Here is a 17,979-nt window from a genome sequence, read left to right as displayed (position 1 = left end):
TGTTCCGGTCTCTGGAGGACCAACAGGCACGATCATTGCAATTGTACTACGATTAATCAATGCGATCTTTGATATGAGATCGTATCATCACAGAGCATTTGTCGGGGTGATCGAAAGAAAGGGACTCATTTTACTTCAAGGGTTCATCTTGCGGCGCAAAAATTATTTGCTGCAATGCATCAAAGTTAACACGCCATCGTTCCGCTGGGCTTGGATGCTGTCGATCTGAAGCGCTTTGACAAATAAAAAGCCCTTCCCTGGGTGGGGAAGGGCAGTGAGCAATTTCAAACTTGATGCGAACCGGATCAGACGCCCAGCTTGCGTTTGCGGCTGCCGAGGGTGCGCAGGCGCAGGGCGTTGAGCTTGATGAAGCCGGCGGCGTCGCGGTGGTCATAGGCCACGGCGCCTTCCTCGAAGGTGACGAGGTCCTGGCTGTAGAGCGAGTTGGGGCTCTCACGGCCGATGACATGCACGCCGCCCTTGTAGAGCTTGAGGCGCACCGAGCCCGTCACCGCTTCCTGGCTCTTGTCGATCAGGGCCTGCAGCATTTCGCGCTCGGGCGAGAACCAGAAGCCATTGTAGATGAGCTCGGCATATTTCGGCATCAGCTCATCTTTGAGATGCGCTGCGCCGCGGTCGAGCGTGATGCTCTCGATGGCACGGTGGGCCGGCAGCAGGATGGTGCCGCCGGGCGTCTCGTACATGCCGCGCGACTTCATGCCGACGAAGCGGTTCTCGACGAGATCCAGCCGGCCGATGCCGTTGATGCGGCCGAGCTCGTTGAGCTTGGCGAGCAGGGCGGCCGGGCTCATCTTCACGCCGTCGATGGCGACGGCGTCGCCCTTCTCGAAGTCGATGGTGATGACGGTAGGGGTGTCCGGCGCATCTTCCGGATTGACCGTGCGCGAATAGACGTAATCGGGCACCTCGATCGCCGGATCCTCCAGCACCTTGCCCTCGGAGGAGCAGTGCAGCAGGTTGGCGTCGACCGAGAAGGGCGCCTCGCCGCGCTTGTCCTTGGCGATCGGGATCTGGTGCTCTTCGGCGAACTTGATCAATTGTTCGCGCGAGCGCAGGTCCCATTCGCGCCAGGGGGCGATGATGGTGACGTCGGGCTTGAGGGCGTAGTAGCCGAGCTCGAAGCGCACCTGGTCGTTGCCCTTGCCGGTGGCGCCATGGCAGACGGCGTCGGCGCCGGTCTTCTCGGCGATCTCGATCTGCTTCTTGGCGATCAGCGGGCGGGCGATCGAGGTGCCGAGCAGATAGACGCCTTCATATTGGGCATTGGCACGAAACATCGGGAAGACATAGTCGCGCACGAATTCCTCGCGCAGGTCTTCGATGTAGATGTTCTCAGGCTTGATGCCGAGCAGCAGCGCCTTCTGGCGCGCCGGCTCCAATTCCTCGCCCTGGCCGAGATCGGCGGTGAAGGTGACGACCTCGCACTTATAGGTCGTCTGCAGCCATTTCAGGATGATCGAGGTGTCGAGGCCACCGGAATAGGCGAGCACCACCTTCTTGACGGATTGAGACATCAAAGAGCCTTCGGGTTGGGATGGCACCGGGCAGGGAACCCGGCGACGAAAATCGCGCGCGACTATAGTCAGCCGGTGCAACAAGACAAGCGTGGGAGGCGCTCCTTCGGAGCTGGAATTCGCTGCCCTCTGCGCCTTCGAGGGATTTTCTCCCACAGCGACCAGCCGCGAGCCAGTCAAGAATTGTGATCGATCGGAGCAAGAACCTTGAAGTGAGACGCCTGGCGAGGCCGATCAACCCTCTTGGGCGAGCTCGGTGATCTCCGAGAACTTGACCCCGGCCGCGGCGGCCAGCAGGGACAGGCGCTCGCTCACCGCTTCGCTGTCCGGCACCCGGGCCGAACGGCCGACTTCCAGGCGGAGGCGGTTGGAGCCGATGGAGAGGCGTGAATTGGCCAGCACGGCCGGCGTGCCGCCGGACAGGCGGTAGGCCACCAGCAAAGCCCGTCCAAGAATCTCGGCGCGGCGACGATCCGCCGGGGACAGCAACTTCAAGGCCCCGGCGAGATAGGGCGCATCGAGCCGGCCGGCGTGACGGGCGTGAAGCGCGACGGCGAGGAAGGCCCGCTCGGCGTGATCCAGGCCGATGAAGGGAAATTGCAGCACGCGGCGGTGGCTTTCTTCCGCCCGTATGTCGGGATGGTCGCGCCAGCCGAGGTCCGAGAGCGCACACAAGGTCACGCGCAGGCGCTTTTCGGCCGGACTCTCGTCCGGGAACAGCCCGGCGGTCCAGGCAACCAGAGCGGGAGGAAAGTCGGGCACGCGCGAACCCGGCAGCCCGATCAACTGGGCGCCTTCGACCAAGGGATCGAGATAGCGCTCCTCGGCGTCGAGCTGCGAGTAGAGCCAGCCTTCCCTCAGGCCGAGGGCCGAGAATACCACCTCGTCCGGCGCCAGATATTTGAGCACGCGGTCCAGAACCAAGGCGGCGGCAGGCATGGTTCGCGCGCGCCGACGCGATATGCCCGGCAATTCGGCGATCTTGGCCAGGGGCAGGCGCAGCAGCGTCTTGGCAAAGGCCCGGGCCTCGGTCGCCGGGATGCGATAGCCGTGCACCACGGGAACCGGCGCCGCATTCAGTGCCATATGGGCCTTGGCGAGTGTCCGCCATCCCCCGCCGACTGCAAAGAAGATCGGCTGTTTCAGGAAGGAGGCGGGCGTTTTCTCCTTCAGCAGCGCATCGATCCGCCGTTTCGCATCGTCCGGGCCTTGCATCAGCGCCTCGACCGGCAGGGCCCCCAGGGGGAAGCTGACCCAGTCCTCGCCGACCCGGTCATCCAGGGCGGCGGCGAGCTCCAGGCTGCCCCCGCCCATATCGCCGACGATGCCGACGGGCCGGTGGAAGCCGGAGATCACGCCAAGCGCCGCAAATCTCGCCTCCTCGGCGCCGCTGAGGATGCGGACATCGACGCCCGCCTCCGCGCGAATGGCCTCGACCAGATCCTTGCCGTTCTCGGCCCGGCGCACCGCCTCCGTCGCGGTAGCATCCAGGCGCGCCACGCCCATGGCATCGGCCACGGCGCGAAAACGTCGCACGGCCTCGACCGTCCGCTGGAATCCCTCGACGGAGATCAGGCCGGTCTGGGCCAGCCCTTCACCGAGACGACAGAGCGATTTTTCATTGAAGCGCGGCAATGGGGCCCGGCCAAGCTGGTCGTAGACCACCAGGCGGACCGAATTGGAGCCGATGTCGATGACGCCATAATGCGCCCGATCGAGGCGTCCCGCCCGCTTCGGATCGAGGTCGAGCGGACGATGAACGGCTGCCGTGCCGGTGCTGGTCTCCATGAAGCGCTCCCAATGCCTGCCGGGAATCTGGCGTTGGTTCCAGAATTGCCGGGATCATGGCGGAACCAGGGGGCTTCGTCCATCCGCAGGATGGGGAACGCAGCCCATCGTCGAGAGCATCTTTCTCAGATCCGCTCGCCCGTCAGCCGGTGGGCGAGCATCTCGACGAAAAGGCGGGTTCGGGCCGGCGTGCCGGCCTGGGCGGGCCACACGGCGCTCACCGGTGTCGGTGGCGGCTCGTAGTCGGGGAGCAGCACTTCCAGGCGACCATCGTCGATTTCCCGTCGTACCTGCCAGAGCGGGGCGATGCCGATACCGGCCCCGAGGGCGACGGCTGCATTGGCCGCGGCGGCATCGTTGCATTTCATCGCGCCTTTGACCGGGATGCGCACGAGCCGGTCCCCGATCATGAACGGCCAGGAATCGCCCTCCGGCCCGATGGTGCGGATGACGCAGCGGTGGGCGGCAAGCTCGGCCGGCAGGCGCGGCCGGCCATGCTGCATCAGATAGGCCGGCGCGGCCACCACCACGCGGCGCAACTGGGTGATCTTGCGCGACCGCAGGCTGGCAGCGCCGAGATCGCCGACCCGGATCGCCACGTCCAAGCGTTCTTCGATGAGATGGGAGAAGGCGTCGTCCAGCACGAACTCGATCTCGACCTCCGGATAACGCTGGGCGAAGGCCACGGCGGTCGGCACGACGAATTGCGCGGCGAAATGGATCGAGGCACTGATGCGGAACAGGCCGGCGATGCGCTGCCCCTCGCGCTGGGCCTGCGAGCGGGCATCGTCGATGTCCTTCAGGGCTGCGCGCAGCCGCTCGCGCAGGAGCATCCCGGTCGGCGTCGTCTGCAGGCGACGCGTGGTGCGCCGGATGAGCTCGACGCCCAATTCCGCCTCGAGTGCGGCGATCGCCCGGCTTACCGCCTGCAGCGAGCGGTTGAGATGATGTGCCGCTGCCGTCAGGCTGCCGCGCTCGACCGTTTCGACAAAGGCTTCATATTGCTCAAGGCTCGCCATATTATCACGAATAAAGGAATAATTATTCAAGAATAATAGCGATTATCACCTTAATCGGACGGATGCAAACTGCGACCCGATTTTCTCATTGGGAAAGAGCATCATGCCCTCCACCTCGACCGCCGGAATGGCGCAGGCGCCCGCCGAACCGGTTGACGGCCTGTCCGCCGGCCTGACCCTGCTGTTCGCGTCTGCTGTCGCCATCGTCGTTCTCGGCCTGTTTGCCTCGCAGCCTCTCATCGGCCTGATCGGCCCGGCCTTCGGCCTCGATGCCGCCGAAGCCGGGCTCGTCACCACGCTCACCTTGCTGGGGTATGCCAGCGGCCTGTTTCTGTTGGTGCCGCTCACCGACATCGTCGAGAACCGGGCGCTGATCGTGGCGACCCTGGCCGTCGACGTGCTGGCCCTGGCTGCGGTCGCCTGCGCGCCGACGCCGGCCCTTTTCCTCGGCGCCTGCTATGTCGCGGGGCTGACGGCGAGCGCCATCCAGATGCTGGTGCCTGCGGCGGCGCAATTGAGCCCGGCGAGCCAGCGCGGCCGGGTGGTCGGCAATGTGATGAGTGGCCTGATGTTCGGCATCCTGGTCTCGCGACCGTCCGCCAGCCTCGTGGCGGAGATCGCGGGCTGGCGCTGGTTCTATGGCGGCCTTGCCATCCTGGTGGCCCTGCTGGCGGCGAGCCTGGCCTTCATCATCCCTCAGCGCCGGCCGGCCGGTGGCGTCGGCTATCTCGGCCTTATAGGCTCATTGTGGACGATCCTGCGACAGGAACCGGTGCTGCAGCGGCGGGCGCTTTATCAGGCTTTGTGCATGGGGGCGTTCGGCGTGTTCTGGACCTCGGTGGCGTTGCGCCTTGCCGAGGCGCCCTTCGGGCTTGGCCAGACGGGGATAGCCCTGTTTGCGCTGGCGGGTGCGGCCGGTGCCGTGGTGGCGCCGCTGGCCGGACGGGCCGGGGACCGGGGCCGGACGCGCTGCGCCACTCTGCTCGCTCATTGCGCCGTGATCTGCGCCATGGCCTTGGCCGAGATCGGCGGCGATCTGATGACCCGCAGTGCATCGCCGCCTTCGTCGCCCGTCGCCCTGGCGGTGCTGGCCACCGCCGCCATCCTGCTCGACCTCGGCGTCGTCTGCGACCAGACTCTGGGGCGCCGCGCCATCAACCTGCTGCAGCCGGAGGCGCGCGGGCGCATCAACGGCCTGTTCACCGGCCTGTTTTTCATCGGCACGTCGGTGGGATCGGGTCTGTCGGGCGTGGCCTGGATCGCGGCCGGCTGGCCCGGCATCTGCGCGGTAGGCGCGGCTTTCGCTCTTGCGGCCCTGGCGACCTTTCTCACCGAGAGGGCCGGAGCCCGGGCGCCCTGAGACTATCCTCGGGCTCACAACTTCCGGAGCGAAACCTGCTCGATGTCGTGGCTGTCTCCCTTGCGCAGGATCAGATCGGCGCGGGGGCGGGTCGGCAGGATGTTCTCGATCAAATTGGGCTGGTTGATACGGCTCCACAGGCCAAGTGCCGTCTCCAGGGCTTCGGCCTCGGTCAGGTCGGCATATTTGTGGAAGAAGGAGAGCGGGTTGCGGAAGGCCGTCTCGCGCAGGGTCATGAAACGCTCGACATACCAGCGCCTGAGCAGCGGTACCTCGGCGTCGAGGTAGACGGCGAAGTCAAAGAAGTCGGAGGTGAAGGGGATCGCCTTGCCGTCGCGGGGAAGGCGAGCCGGCTGCAAGACGTTGAGCCCTTCGACGATCAGGATGTCGGGCTGATCCACCGTGACGATCTCGCCCGGCACCACGTCGTAGACGAGATGGGAATAGACCGGCGCCGTGACCTTGCCCTGGCCCGCCTTGATGTCGGCCAAGAAGCGCAGGAGGCGCTGGGTGTCGTAGCTTTCCGGAAAGCCCTTGCGCTCCATCAGCCCGTGCTCGCGCAGGAAGGCATTCGGAAACAGGAATCCGTCGGTGGTGATCAGGTCGACCTTCGGCGTGTTCGGCCAGCGCGTCAGCAATTGGCGTAGCACGCGGGCGGTGGTCGATTTGCCGACCGCGACCGAGCCTGCCACGCCGATCAGATAGGGCACCTTGCCGTCGCGGGTGCCGAGAAAGCGCTGGGTTGCGCGATGCAGGCCCTGCGTCGCCGCGACATAAAGTGAGAGCAGGCGCGACAGCGGCAGGTAGATTTCCTCGACGTCGGTCAGCGAGACCGGGTCGTTGAGGGCGCGCAGGCGGTCGAGCTCGGCCGCCGTCAAGGTCATGGGTGTGTCGGCCCTCAGCTTGGCCCACTCGCTGCGGGTGAATACCGAATAGGGGGAGACCGGCGACTTCACGAGTTGATCCATGGCGTTTGCCTGCCCCCTCAATTGATTGGCGTCACTTCGGACGGGCCGCTTTTTCGGCAAGGCCTGATTGCCCGGTGCGCCGCTCGAGTTCCTGCAGGACCGACGCCAGCGGGATGTCGCGTGCCTTGAGGCCAACGAGCAGATGATAGAGCACGTCTGCGGCCTCCGAGACGATCGGGCCTTCATCGCCTTCGGTGAGGGCGATCACGAACTCCACTGCCTCCTCTCCGAACTTCTTGGCGGCCCGCGGCGGCCCTCCCGCCAGCAGCTTGGCCGTCCAGGACTGCTCCGGCGGCGCCTTGGCGCGCTCCGCCACCCGGGCTTCGAGATCGTTCAGCGAAAAGCTCATGCCGCAATAGCGTTTTGCGATCTGGTTAGATCGCAAAACGCGTCTCCTTATTTTGAGTCATGTTGGGAATGCGGTCGTCTCCGATCGAATTCCCCACTTGTCCATCAAGGCGCATCGGCAGGCCCGCCTTGGCCATATAGGTCTTGGCCTCGTGGATCGAGAAGGTACCGAAATGGAAGATCGAGGCGGCGAGGACCGCGCTGGCATGGCCGTCGCGCACGCCCTCGACCAGATGTTCGAGCGTTCCCACACCGCCCGAGGCGATCACCGGCACGCCGACCCTGTCGGCGACGGCGCGGGTGAGATCGAGATCGAAGCCGATCTTGGTGCCGTCGCGGTCCATGGAGGTGAGCAGCAATTCGCCGGCGCCCAGCCGCACCACGTCCTCGGCAAAGGCGATGGCGTCGATGCCGGTCGGGCGGCGCCCGCCATGGGTGAAGATCTCCCAGCGGGGCGCCTCGCCTTCGGCAGAAACTCTTTTGGCGTCGATGGCGACGACGATGCATTGCTGGCCGAACTTCTCGGCCGCGCGGGCGACGAATTGCCTGTCGGCCACGGCGGCCGAATTGATCGAGACCTTGTCGGCACCGGCGAGCAGGAGCTGGCGGATATCCTCGACCGCGCGCACGCCGCCGCCGACGGTGAGCGGCATGAAGCAGGCCTCCGCGGTCCTGCTGATCACATCGAGCAGCAGGCCGCGGTTCTCATGGGTGGCGGCGATGTCGAGGAAGCACAATTCGTCGGCGCCGGCGGCGTCATAGGCACGCGCGCTCTCGACCGGATCGCCGGCATCAATGAGATCGACGAAATTCACGCCCTTGACGACACGGCCGTCCTTGACGTCGAGGCAGGGGATCACGCGGGCTTTGAGCATCGACCTTCTTGACCGGGACTGCGGGCCGTTGCCGGCACCATGACAGAATTATAGAGGAAAATCACGTGCTTCGCTGGCACGTCAGGCCACCCTGCTCAGCAAAGCGAGGGCTTCCTGCGGGTCCAGGCGGTGGTCATAGAGGGCGCGCCCGGCGATGGCGCCTTCCAGCAGGGCGGCATCGGGCTGGACCAGGCGTTCGACATCGGCAATGGAGGCAAGACCGCCCGAGGCGATCACCGGGATCGAGACTGCCCGGGCCAGAGCCAGGGTGCCGTCCCAGTCGATGCCCTTGAGCATGCCGTCCCGGGCGATGTTGGTGTAGATGATGGCTGATACACCCGCATCCTCGAAACGCTTGGCGATTTCCTCGGCGGTCACTGTGGAGACCTCGGCCCAACCCTCGACCGCGACGAGGCCGTCGCGTGCGTCGAGGCCCACGGCGATCTGCCCCGGAAAGGCCTTGGCGGCTTCCTTGACGAAGGTGGGATCGCGTACGGCAGCCGTGCCGATGATCACGCGCGCGATGCCCTTGTCGAGCCAGGCGGCCACCGTGCGCATGTCGCGGATGCCGCCGCCGAGTTGCACCTTCATGGTGCAGGCGGCGAGGATGCGCTCCACGGCGGCCGAGTTCATCGGCTTGCCGGCGAAGGCACCGTCGAGGTCGACGACGTGGAGATGGGAAAAGCCCATGTCCTCGAAGGCGATCGCCTGTTCGGCCGGATCGTCGTTGAAGACGGTGGCCTGGGCCATGTCGCCCTGGATGAGGCGCACGCAGCGCCCTTCCTTGAGATCGATTGCGGGAAAGAGGATCACGGGCGCCACGCTAGGAAGTTGGCGATCAAAGCCAGGCCGAGAGCCTGGCTCTTCTCGGGATGAAACTGGGTTCCCACCATGTTGGCGCGGCCGACCATGGCCGTGACCGGGCCGCCATAATCGGCCTCGGCGATCACATCGGCCGGATCGGCTGCCGCCAGATGATAGGAATGGACGAAATAGGCGTGCAGGCCGGAAGGACCGGTCGGGATGCCGGCGAGGAGCGCATGCTCCCGCCGGACCGACAGCGTGTTCCAGCCCATATGCGGCACTTTGAGGGTTGGATTTGCAGGCTGGATGGCTTTGACGTCGCCGCCGATCCAGCCAAGGCCCTGTGTGGTCTCGAATTCGAGCCCGCGCTCGGCCATCAGCTGCATGCCGACGCAGATGCCGAGGAACGGGCGGCCCTTGACGGTGACGGCATGGCCGAGAGCCTCGATCATGCCGGATATGGCGGTGAGGCCACGCTTGCAGTCGGCATAGGCGCCCACGCCCGGCAACACGACATGATCGGCGCTGGCAACCCGTTCGGGATCATTGGTCACCTCGATGGCGACGGCCAGCCCGGCTTCGCTCGCGGCGCGCTCGAAGGCCTTGCGGGCCGAGTGCAGATTGCCCGAGCCATAGTCGATGATGGTTGCGATCAAGGCTTTGTTCCATGCGGTTCGGGAAAGACGCCGAGCACGCCCGGCGAACCGCTGCTCTGGCCGAGGGCTGACGACCAGGGGCCGGGGAATTCATGGCCAGGCAGCACCTGGCCTGATGCTGGCGGGTTCGGGGAGGCGATGGACCGTCCCTCGAAATGGCGTTGTTCGGCCTCGTCGAGGCTCTGGCCGGATGCGATGCCGGCAAAGCGCCAGCCCTGCCGGCGCATGGTCCAACTGCGCAGGGCATTCGCTTCAAGGGCGAAGCACAGGCTGACCAGCAGCGAGACGATCCCGGCTGCGCGCTGGTCCAGCGACAGCATCGTTGTCAGCACGGCGAGCGCCACCTGCAGCGCCAGCCAGGCCAGGAACACCAGCCACATCTTGCGCCACAACAGCCAGACCGGCGTGACGAGGAAGGCGCCGAGGCTGAAACCATCCTTGACGAAGACGGATTTGTCGGCCGCCGCCAGCGTGCCGGGAGCGGTCTTGGCAGGCTCGAACACGAACCAGCTCGGCATCGTCTCAGCCTCCGAGCTTGCCCTTGGTGGTCGGCAATTGGCCTTCCAGGCGTGGGTCAATGGCAATAGCCGACTTCAGGGCTCGAGCGAGCGCCTTGAAGCAGCTTTCGGCGATGTGATGGGCATTGCTGCCATAGAGCGTTTCGACATGCAGCGTGATGCCGGCATTCATGGCGAAGGCCTGGAACCATTCGCGCACCAGTTCGGTATCGAAGGTGCCGATCTTCTCGCGCGGGAAATCGACCTTGAACACCAGGAAGGGGCGGCCAGATATGTCGATGGCGGCGCGCGTCAGCGTCTCGTCCATCGGCAGATAGGCATCGGCATAACGCGTGACGCCCTTCAGGTCGCCCAGCGCCTTGCGGATGGCCTGCCCCAGGGCAATGCCGGTATCCTCGACGGCATGGTGGTCGTCGATATGCAGGTCGCCCTTGGTACGCACGCTGATGTCGATCAGCGAATGGCGGGCGAGCTGGTCGAGCATATGGTCGAAGAAGCCGACACCGGTGGCGATGTCGTGCTTGCCGGTGCCGTCGAGTTCGACGGTTGCGGACACCGACGTTTCATTGGTGACGCGCTCGATCGACGCACTGCGCATGGCTGACCCCGCTAGAACCTTGTGCCGAAAGACGGTGGCGACCTTCGGCATGGGCGATACAACGACTAAGCAGAGTTTCCCGATGAGAGCCATGAATGGGCCTCGGGGAATTTGCTCAAAGCGTTTTGCGATTTAGCGGAATCGCCAAGAATCGCAAAGACGCGTCTAACTAAAGAGTGAGAGCAAACAAGCGTTTTCGTCTAAACGCCCTTTGCTCCAGGGGCATGGCTGGCTTCGATAGTCGAGCCATGACCATAACCCCCAAGGGGCAGCCTTATAGCGGGGTGGCGGGTGCGGGGAAAGCCCGTATTGTGCGGTGCATTCACGCAGAAAGGTGCTCTGCGATACAGCGCGTCCATGGCATCATGTTTATCTGGGGTTAGGAACCGGGCGCGAGAGTGTTTTGCGATTTGACGGAATTCGGCAAGAATCGCAACGACGCGCCGAAACAGGGGGCTGGAGCAAACAAGCGTTTCCGTCGAGACGCGCTTTGCTCCGGGGCCCGTCGAGGAGGATGGGGCATGGGCCGCCGCGCAGAGTTTGCAGTTTCGAGGAGAGCCTTGATGATCCTCGGCTTGCTGGCCGCCTTGCCATGGCAGGCCCAGGCCGCGTCGAAGTCCAAATCAGCCGATGCCAAGCCGGTTGATGCCAAGGCCGAGAAGGCAAAATCTCCCCCGAACGCCATTTCGCAGGCCTCCGCCCGTTTCGGCTTCGATCTGCTCGCCACGCTCGGCAAGACAGCAGCGAGCGAGCCCAATCTGGTGGTCTCCCCGGCCAGCCTGGCTGCCGCCTTCTCGCTGCTCGATCTCGGTGCCAGCCCGAAGCTGCATGCCGCGCTGCTCAAGACGCTGCGGCTGGAAGGCAAGGCCGGTGATTTCACGAAACAGCGCCAGGCCCTGTCGCCCCTGATCGCGGGCGGCAAACCCGACAGCCCGCTGACCGGCATCGGCGCTATTTATTTCGACCGGGAGGCGGATCCCAAGCCGGCCGCCGTGACGAAGTTGAAGCAGGCGGGCGCGATGGTCGAGGTCACCGATCTCGCCAGCCCGGCGACGCGCGACGCCATCAACGCCCTGGTCAAGGAGCGCACGCGCGGGCTCATCCCCAGCCTCATCGACAATCCCCTGCACAAGGGCGGCCTCGTCCTGCTCAATGCCCTTCATTTCAAGGACGAGTGGCGCATGGCCTTCGATCCCGCCCAGACTGGCGAGGCCGATTTCCACCGGGCCGAGGGCGGCGCGGCCAAGGTGGCGATGATGCATTCCGGCTCGGCGCCCCGGCTCGCCCGCCAGGACGGACGCTTCGTCGGTGTTTCCCTGCCCTACCGCACCAAGGGCTATGCGCTGATTCTGATCACCACCACCGACAAGCCGGCCGGCCTCGCGGATTTCTCGGAAGTCTCGAGCTGGTTGACGGGTGAGGGCTTCACGGAGACAGCCGGTACCGTCGCCCTGCCGCGCCTCGCCATCAAGGCCGGTGGTGACTTGAGGGCAAGCCTGGACAGCCTCGGGCTCGATCCGGCCGCCGGAGCGCCGGATGCGCTGCGTCAGTTCTCGGCCAAGCCGCAGAAGATCGACGAGATCATCCAGAAGGTCGTGATCGCCGTCGACGAGAAGGGCACAGAGGCGGCAGCGGCCACCGCCATCACCTCCCGCAGCCTTGCCGACAAACCGGAACTCTCCTTCGTCGCCGACAAGCCTTTCCTGTTCGCCTTGCGCGACGAGGCCAGCGGCCAGACCTTGATTGCCGGCTATGTCGGCGACGCGTCCAAGGCACAGTAGGGCGCGCGCCAGCGCGCCTCTTTTTTTGTCGTGATCCCCTCGGCTTCTGTTGCGACGCGGCGTTGAGCGCTATCTAACTAGCAGTCCTTTTCGATACGCCCTGGAATTCCGAGGAACTGCCTGATGAAGCTCAATGTTGCCGTGCAGATGGATCCGATCGAGCGCATCAACATCAAGGGGGATTCCACTTTCGCCCTGATGCTGGAGGCACAGGCGCGCGGCCATTCGCTCGCCGTCTACACGCCCGATACGCTGTCCCAGCGGGATGGCATCGTCTCTGCGCAGGTCAGGCCTGTCACCGTGCAGGATGTCGAGGGCGACCACGTCACGGCCGGCGCCGAGAGCCGCACCGATCTCTCCAGCTTCGACGTGGTGCTGCTGCGCCAGGATCCGCCCTTCGACATGGCCTATGTCACCACCACCCACATGCTCGAGCGCATCCATCCCAAGACGCTGGTGGTGAACGACCCCTTCCACGTGCGCAACGCGCCCGAGAAGATCCTGGTCACCGAGTTTCCGGACCTGATGCCGGCGACGCTGATCACCCGCGACCGAGCCGAGATCGAGGCCTTCCGGGCCGAGCATGGCGACGTGGTGATGAAGCCGCTTTACGGCAATGGCGGTGCGGCCGTGTTCAAGGTGGCGCGGCAGGACCCGAATTTCGGCTCGCTCTACGATCTCTTCGCCTCGCTGTCGCGTGAGCCCTGGGTGGTGCAGCACTTCCTGCCCAAGGTCTCCGAGGGCGACAAGCGCATCATCCTGGTCGACGGGGTCGCGGCGGGCGCCGTCAACCGGGTGCCGCAGCCGGGCGACATCCGTTCCAACATGGTGCGTGGCGGTGCGGCCAAGCCGACGGACCTGTCTCCGCGCGAACTCGAGATTTGCGAGCGAATCGGGCCGACGCTGCGTGACAAGGGGTTGCTGTTCACAGGTATCGATGTGATCGACGGCCATCTTACCGAGATCAACGTGACTTCGCCGACGGGCTTGCGGGCGATCAAGCGGCTCGGTGGCCCGGATCTGGCTGCCCAGATCTGGGATGCGATCGAGGAAAAACGGCGCTGAGTGCCTTCTGGGTGCATTTCTGTGCGCCTTCCGTAGGGAAAGTTGCACTTTGCGGTAGCGCCTTTGGGCAAATCATGCCCTAATATTCCACGCTTGTTTCGACCAGCAAATAACTGTGTCCGATGCATCGTGATCCAGGAGGAATGCACGCCGATGTCTGATCTGGCTACCTACGTCGCTGATATCAAGAAATACACGTCCAGTGTGAACGAAGCCGCTGCTGCCGGCATCGTGAAGCATCTTGGCATTGCTCTGCGTAATCGCGACTCTTCGCTCGTTGCTGGCAAGGATCCCACCGAACTTGCCCGCGTTCGTGACAGCTTCCTGAAGAAGAAGCTCGCCCTGACGGATGCCGACGACAAGCTTGATGCAGCGATTGCCGCGGTGATCGAGAAGCTCAAGGCGGACCATTCGAAATCGCGCGTGACGGTCTATTATCTCCTCGCCGAGCACTACAAGAAGCTCGACCTCTTTGTGAAATCCGCCTGATTCTTGCTTCGGCGCGTCCGCCGCGCCGCCCGCTTGGGTAACTTTATGATACAGAAAAGCCCCGTGGAATTGCCGCGGGGTTTTTCGTTGGCGCTTCCTGATACAAAAATTACAAACGCCACGAAAATGTCAGATTCCGATTGCCGAAAACGCATAAAAAGGCTTCCATACGCGCCAACTGGGCAAGGGGCGTAACGTCGAGTATGGTTTGGAGCTAGATGAGGCCGGAAATGGCCGGACGGGAGGCGCATCGCAACCAGGATATGCATCCCTGGTGAGCGGAGCGACGCTGCAGAAAGCCATTCGTTGCCTCACCGCCTTTGGCGGCGCTGCGGCTTTGGCCGATGAGCAGGTCGTTTCAGTCATGGGCCTCGCCTGTGGCGGGCGTAACAAGCCGGAAGGCTTGCGTCCTCGAACTTCTTCTCCTCGGCTCGAAACGCCCTTGTCTGGCCAGAAACCATAAGGACGGCACGCCCTGAATGCCCGTTCGGCGTTTGCGTTCGCTCGGAAGCGGACGGAACAATGCACCATGACAGTGGGGAACAAATGTCAAAACTGCTGAAGACAGGCCTTCTGGCGGCCGGCTTTGCCGCGTTGCTGGGAACGACGGCAATGGCCGCGACCAAGACGCTGGTCTATTGCTCGGAGGGAAGCCCCGAGAACTTCACCCCGGCCTTGAACACCACCGGCACTTCGCTCGATGCCGCCCGACCGGTCTACAACCAGCTCGTGGAATTTACGCCCGGCACCACCGATCTCCGGCCCGGCCTTGCCGAGAAGTGGGATGTCTCCAAGGACGGCACCGAGATCGTCTTCCACCTGCGCAAGGGCGTGAAGTTCCACTCCTGGAAGGGCTTCAAGCCGACGCGGGATTTCAACGCCGATGACGTTCTGTTCTCCTTCAACCGGCAGTGGAAGGATGACAACCCCTATCACAAGGTTTCGGGCGGCGCTTACGACTACTTCAACGACATGGCGATGCCGGAGTTGTTGAAAACGATCGAGAAGGTCGACGACTATACGGTCAAGATGACGCTGACCAAACCGAACGCGCCCTTCATGGCCAATCTCGGCATGGACTTCGCGACCATCCAGTCGGCCGAATATGCCGACTACCTGCTCAAGGCCGGCACGCCCGAGAAGTTTGACCAGGAGCCAGTCGGCACCGGCGCGTTCCAGTTCGTCGCCTATCAGAAGGACGCGGTCATCCGCTACAAGGCCTTCCCCCAATATTGGGGCACCAAGGTCAAGATCGACCAGCTTGTCTACGCGATCACGCCGGATGCCGCCGCCCGCTATGCCAAGCTGCAGAAGAACGAATGCCAGGTGATGGTCGGCCCCAACCCGTCCGACCTCAAGGCGATGGAGGCCAACAAGGACATCAAGGTCCTGACCAATGAAGGCCTGAACGACATGTACTTCTCCTTCAACACGGAGAAGCCCCCGCTGGACAAGAAGGAAGTGCGTCTGGCTCTGGCCAAGGCGATCAACCTGAAGGCCATCCTCTCGGACGTCTATGAAGGCAGCGGCAAGCCCTCGACCACGCTGATCCCCTCCTTCATGCTGGGCTACAACGACAAGATCCCCGAATATGGCTATGACCCCGAGGCTTCCAAGAAGCTGCTGGCCGATGCCGGGGTGAAGACCCCGATCGATATCGACCTGTGGTACATGCCGGTCTACCGGCCCTATAATCCCAACGGCAAGCGCATGGGCGAGCTGATGCAGGCCGATCTCGCCAAGATCGGCGTCAACGCCAAGCTCGTCACCTATGAATGGGGTGATTACCGCAAGCGCCTCCAGAACGCCGAAGCCTCGCTGCCTCAGATGGGCTGGACCGGCGACAATGGCGATCCCGACAATTTCTTCTTCCTGTTCGCCTGCGATATCGAGAAGAAGAAGCCCGTCTCGCAGAACTATCCGCGCTGGTGCAACAAGGATCACCAGGAACGCCTGGAGAAGGCCCGCGCCAGCTTCGACAAGGCCGAGCGCACCAAGCTCTACCAGGAGATGCTGCAGATCGCCCATGACGAAGTTCCGTATCTGAACATCGCCCATACGGTGGTCTACACGCCCGTTCGCAAGAATGTCGAAGGCTTCAAGCCCTCGCCGCTCGGCCGCTTCGAATTCTTCGATACCGACTTGAAGAAGTAATCGCACTCTCAGGCTGCCAGGTCTTCATCGGCCCGGCAGCCTTTTTGTATCCTGTTTTCTACTGCTGACCCGCGAGCGCCCATGCTGACCTTCCTGCTCAAGCGTGTCGCCATGACCATTCCGACCTTCATCGCGTTGGTCGCTCTGGCGTTCTTCGCCATTCGAATGGTTCCAGGCGACCCGGTCGAAGTGCGTGTGGGCGAAAGAGGTATTTCGCCCGAGCGCTTAGCCGAATTTCGTCATCAACTCGGTCTCGACCAACCTGTCTATGAGCAGTTCGGCCGTTATCTGTGGAAGCTCCTGCACGGCGATTTCGGTACCTCCCTCGTCACCCAGAGGCCGGTGCTGACTGAGTTCTTCACGCTCTTTCCCGCCACGGTGGAACTGGCCGTCGCGGCCATGATTTTCGCCGTCTGCCTCGGCATTCCCTTCGGCATCCTCGCTGCTCTCCAGCGTGGCAAGTTCGCCGACTACATCGCCACCGCCCTTGCCGTGCTCGGCAATTCCATGCCGATCTTCTGGTTCGGCATCCTTCTGATCCTGTTGGTTTCCCTCAAGCTCGATCTGACGCCGGTCGGCGGGCGCATCGACACGATGTTCTATTTCGATGAGGAAACCACTACCGGCTTCATGATCTGGGATGCCTTCTGGTCCGACCAGGAGGGGGCCGTCTGGTCGGCGCTGCAGCATCTCATCCTGCCTGCCATCGTGCTCGGCACCATCCCGCTGGCGGTGATCATGCGCATCACGCGCTCGGCCATGCTGGAAGTGCTGAACGAGGATTATGTCCGTACGGCCAGGGCCAAGGGGCTGTCGCCCCTGCGGGTGATCGGCCTGCATGCCCTGCGCAATGCCATGATCCCGATCGTCACCGTGGTCGGCCTGATGATCGGCATGCTGTTCGCCGGCGCGGTGCAGACGGAATCGGTGTTCTCCTGGCCCGGTGTCGGCAAGTGGCTGATCGATTCCTTCTCGCGCCGCGATTATCCGGCGCTCCAGGGCGGCATCCTGATCATCGCCATCCTCGTCACCTTCATCAATCTCTTCGTGGACCTGCTCTACGGCGTCATCAATCCGAGGATTCGCCATGGCCGCTGATACGCATGCTTCGGCCGTAGTCCGCTCGGCCAAGCCGCCCTCGGCCCTCGCCGAGATCTGGGACTCTCTCAAGCACAACAAGGGCGCCGTCGCGGGCCTCGTCATCCTGGTCCTGGTGGTACTGGTTGCCGTCTTCGCCGATTTCCTGGCGCCCTACGCACCCTACAATGCACCCGGCTGGCCGGACGCCGGCCATCCCGGCCATGTCGGCCAGCCACCTGCCTGGGTCGAGGGCGGCAGCTGGGATTTCATCCTCGGCACCGACAAGACCGGCGGCCGTGACGTGCTGTCCCGCCTGATCTACGGCGCACGCTACTCGCTCGGTATCGGCCTGACCGTGATGCTGGTCTCGATGCTGCTCGGCGTGGTGCTCGGGCTCATCGCGGCCTATCTGGGCGGCTGGTTCGATTTCGTCCTGATGCGGCTGATGGACATGATCATGTCGATCCCGGATCTGGTGCTCTCCATGGTGATCGTCGCCATTCTGCAGCCGGGACTGGGACCGACGGTCGCGGCCATCACCATCGTGTTCCTGCCGCGTTACGTACGCATCGTCAGAGCGGCCGCCCTCGGCGAATTGTCGAAGGACTATGTCACGGCCGCCACGGTCGTCGGGGTCAAGCCACCCCGATTGCTGTTCCGCACCATCCTGCCCAATTGCATGGCGCCGCTGATCGTGCAGGCGACATTGGGCGTCTCCGATGCTATTCTGCAGGCAGCGGCACTGGGCTTTCTCGGCATGGGCGCACAACCCCCGATACCCGAATGGGGCGCCATGCTTTCCGACGTGCGTCAGGACATCCAGAGCGCACCCTGGCTCGCCATCGCGCCGGGCGTGTGCATTCTGATCACCGTGGTCGCCATCAATTTGTTCGGCGACGGCCTGCGCGATGCGCTCGATCCCAAGTTGAAGCGAGGCTAGA

17 protein-coding genes are annotated in these 17,979 nt (G+C 63.9%); 7 read left to right on the top strand and 10 right to left on the bottom strand.

The window, feature by feature from the left end:
• Positions 1-305: 305 nt before the first annotated feature.
• The 3 genes from ACN6KF_RS20065 to ACN6KF_RS20055 all read right to left on the bottom strand — a co-directional run bounded on the left by ACN6KF_RS20065 (position 306) and on the right by ACN6KF_RS20055 (position 4,342).
• The gene (locus ACN6KF_RS20065) at positions 306-1,535 is read right to left on the bottom strand and encodes an argininosuccinate synthase (RefSeq protein ID WP_434958538.1); all 1,230 of its coding nucleotides are present in this window, start codon (positions 1,533-1,535) and stop codon (positions 306-308) included.
• A 234-nt stretch (positions 1,536-1,769) separates the two neighbouring features.
• Positions 1,770-3,323 carry a Ppx/GppA phosphatase family protein gene (locus ACN6KF_RS20060; protein WP_434958537.1) on the bottom strand — a complete coding sequence of 518 codons (1,554 nt, stop codon included), beginning with the start codon at positions 3,321-3,323 and terminating at the stop codon, positions 1,770-1,772.
• Between the two features lie 125 nt (positions 3,324-3,448).
• On the bottom strand, positions 3,449-4,342 hold the full coding sequence (locus ACN6KF_RS20055) for a LysR family transcriptional regulator (protein ID WP_434958536.1): 894 nt from the start codon (positions 4,340-4,342) through the stop codon (positions 3,449-3,451).
• 103 nt (positions 4,343-4,445) lie between these two features.
• Here ACN6KF_RS20055 and ACN6KF_RS20050 point away from each other — a divergent pair, with 103 nt between their 5' ends.
• Complete coding sequence (locus ACN6KF_RS20050) at positions 4,446-5,702, top strand: MFS transporter (RefSeq protein WP_434958535.1); 1,257 nt, start codon at positions 4,446-4,448, stop codon at positions 5,700-5,702.
• Between the two features lie 14 nt (positions 5,703-5,716).
• Here the strand turns inward: ACN6KF_RS20050 and coaA are convergent, their stop codons facing one another.
• From coaA to hisB, 7 genes are all read right to left on the bottom strand, one after another.
• On the bottom strand, positions 5,717-6,670 hold the full coding sequence (gene coaA, locus ACN6KF_RS20045; protein ID WP_434958534.1) for a type I pantothenate kinase: 954 nt from the start codon (positions 6,668-6,670) through the stop codon (positions 5,717-5,719).
• A gap of 31 nt (positions 6,671-6,701) precedes the next feature.
• Entirely contained in the window at positions 6,702-7,019 is a 318-nt protein-coding gene (locus tag ACN6KF_RS20040; RefSeq protein WP_434959720.1) for a phosphoribosyl-ATP diphosphatase, read from the bottom strand.
• Between the two features lie 25 nt (positions 7,020-7,044).
• Positions 7,045-7,893, bottom strand: coding sequence for an imidazole glycerol phosphate synthase subunit HisF (hisF, locus tag ACN6KF_RS20035; RefSeq protein WP_434958533.1), 849 nt, complete (start codon positions 7,891-7,893; stop codon positions 7,045-7,047).
• Positions 7,894-7,974: 81 nt separating this feature from the next.
• Positions 7,975-8,715, bottom strand: a complete 741-nt coding sequence (gene hisA / locus ACN6KF_RS20030; RefSeq protein ID WP_434958532.1) for a 1-(5-phosphoribosyl)-5-[(5-phosphoribosylamino)methylideneamino]imidazole-4-carboxamide isomerase — start codon at positions 8,713-8,715, stop codon at positions 7,975-7,977.
• Positions 8,703-9,353 (bottom strand): imidazole glycerol phosphate synthase subunit HisH, encoded by a 651-nt coding sequence (gene hisH / locus ACN6KF_RS20025; protein ID WP_434958531.1) that lies wholly within the window; start codon positions 9,351-9,353, stop codon positions 8,703-8,705. Before hisH ends, hisA begins: the two co-directional genes overlap by 13 nt.
• Entirely contained in the window at positions 9,350-9,871 is a 522-nt protein-coding gene (locus ACN6KF_RS20020; RefSeq protein ID WP_434958530.1) for a DUF2628 domain-containing protein, read from the bottom strand. The genes hisH and ACN6KF_RS20020 overlap by 4 nt, the downstream gene beginning before the upstream one ends.
• 4 nt (positions 9,872-9,875) lie before the next feature.
• Positions 9,876-10,469 carry an imidazoleglycerol-phosphate dehydratase HisB gene (gene hisB, locus ACN6KF_RS20015; protein ID WP_434958529.1) on the bottom strand — a complete coding sequence of 198 codons (594 nt, stop codon included), beginning with the start codon at positions 10,467-10,469 and terminating at the stop codon, positions 9,876-9,878.
• Between the two features lie 563 nt (positions 10,470-11,032).
• Here hisB and ACN6KF_RS20010 point away from each other — a divergent pair.
• From ACN6KF_RS20010 to ACN6KF_RS19985, 6 genes are all read left to right on the top strand, one after another.
• Positions 11,033-12,250: a serpin family protein gene (locus ACN6KF_RS20010; protein WP_434958528.1), complete on the top strand. Its 1,218-nt coding sequence runs from the start codon at positions 11,033-11,035 to the stop codon at positions 12,248-12,250.
• Positions 12,251-12,373: 123 nt separating this feature from the next.
• Positions 12,374-13,315 (top strand): glutathione synthase, encoded by a 942-nt coding sequence (gene gshB / locus ACN6KF_RS20005; protein ID WP_434958527.1) that lies wholly within the window; start codon positions 12,374-12,376, stop codon positions 13,313-13,315.
• A gap of 162 nt (positions 13,316-13,477) precedes the next feature.
• Positions 13,478-13,804 (top strand): DUF2853 family protein, encoded by a 327-nt coding sequence (locus ACN6KF_RS20000; RefSeq protein ID WP_434959719.1) that lies wholly within the window; start codon positions 13,478-13,480, stop codon positions 13,802-13,804.
• Between the two features lie 546 nt (positions 13,805-14,350).
• Positions 14,351-15,958 (top strand): ABC transporter substrate-binding protein, encoded by a 1,608-nt coding sequence (locus ACN6KF_RS19995; RefSeq protein ID WP_434958526.1) that lies wholly within the window; start codon positions 14,351-14,353, stop codon positions 15,956-15,958.
• An 81-nt stretch (positions 15,959-16,039) separates the two neighbouring features.
• The gene (locus tag ACN6KF_RS19990) at positions 16,040-17,056 is read left to right on the top strand and encodes an ABC transporter permease subunit (RefSeq protein WP_434958525.1); all 1,017 of its coding nucleotides are present in this window, start codon (positions 16,040-16,042) and stop codon (positions 17,054-17,056) included.
• Entirely contained in the window at positions 17,046-17,978 is a 933-nt protein-coding gene (locus ACN6KF_RS19985; protein WP_434958524.1) for an ABC transporter permease, read from the top strand. The genes ACN6KF_RS19990 and ACN6KF_RS19985 overlap by 11 nt, the downstream gene beginning before the upstream one ends.
• Position 17,979 lies beyond the last annotated feature (1 nt).

The organism is Labrys methylaminiphilus subsp. lupini, assembly GCF_051161885.1.
Lineage (GTDB): Bacteria > Pseudomonadota > Alphaproteobacteria > Rhizobiales > Labraceae > Labrys.
This window is presented reverse-complemented; position numbering and strand designations above follow the sequence as displayed.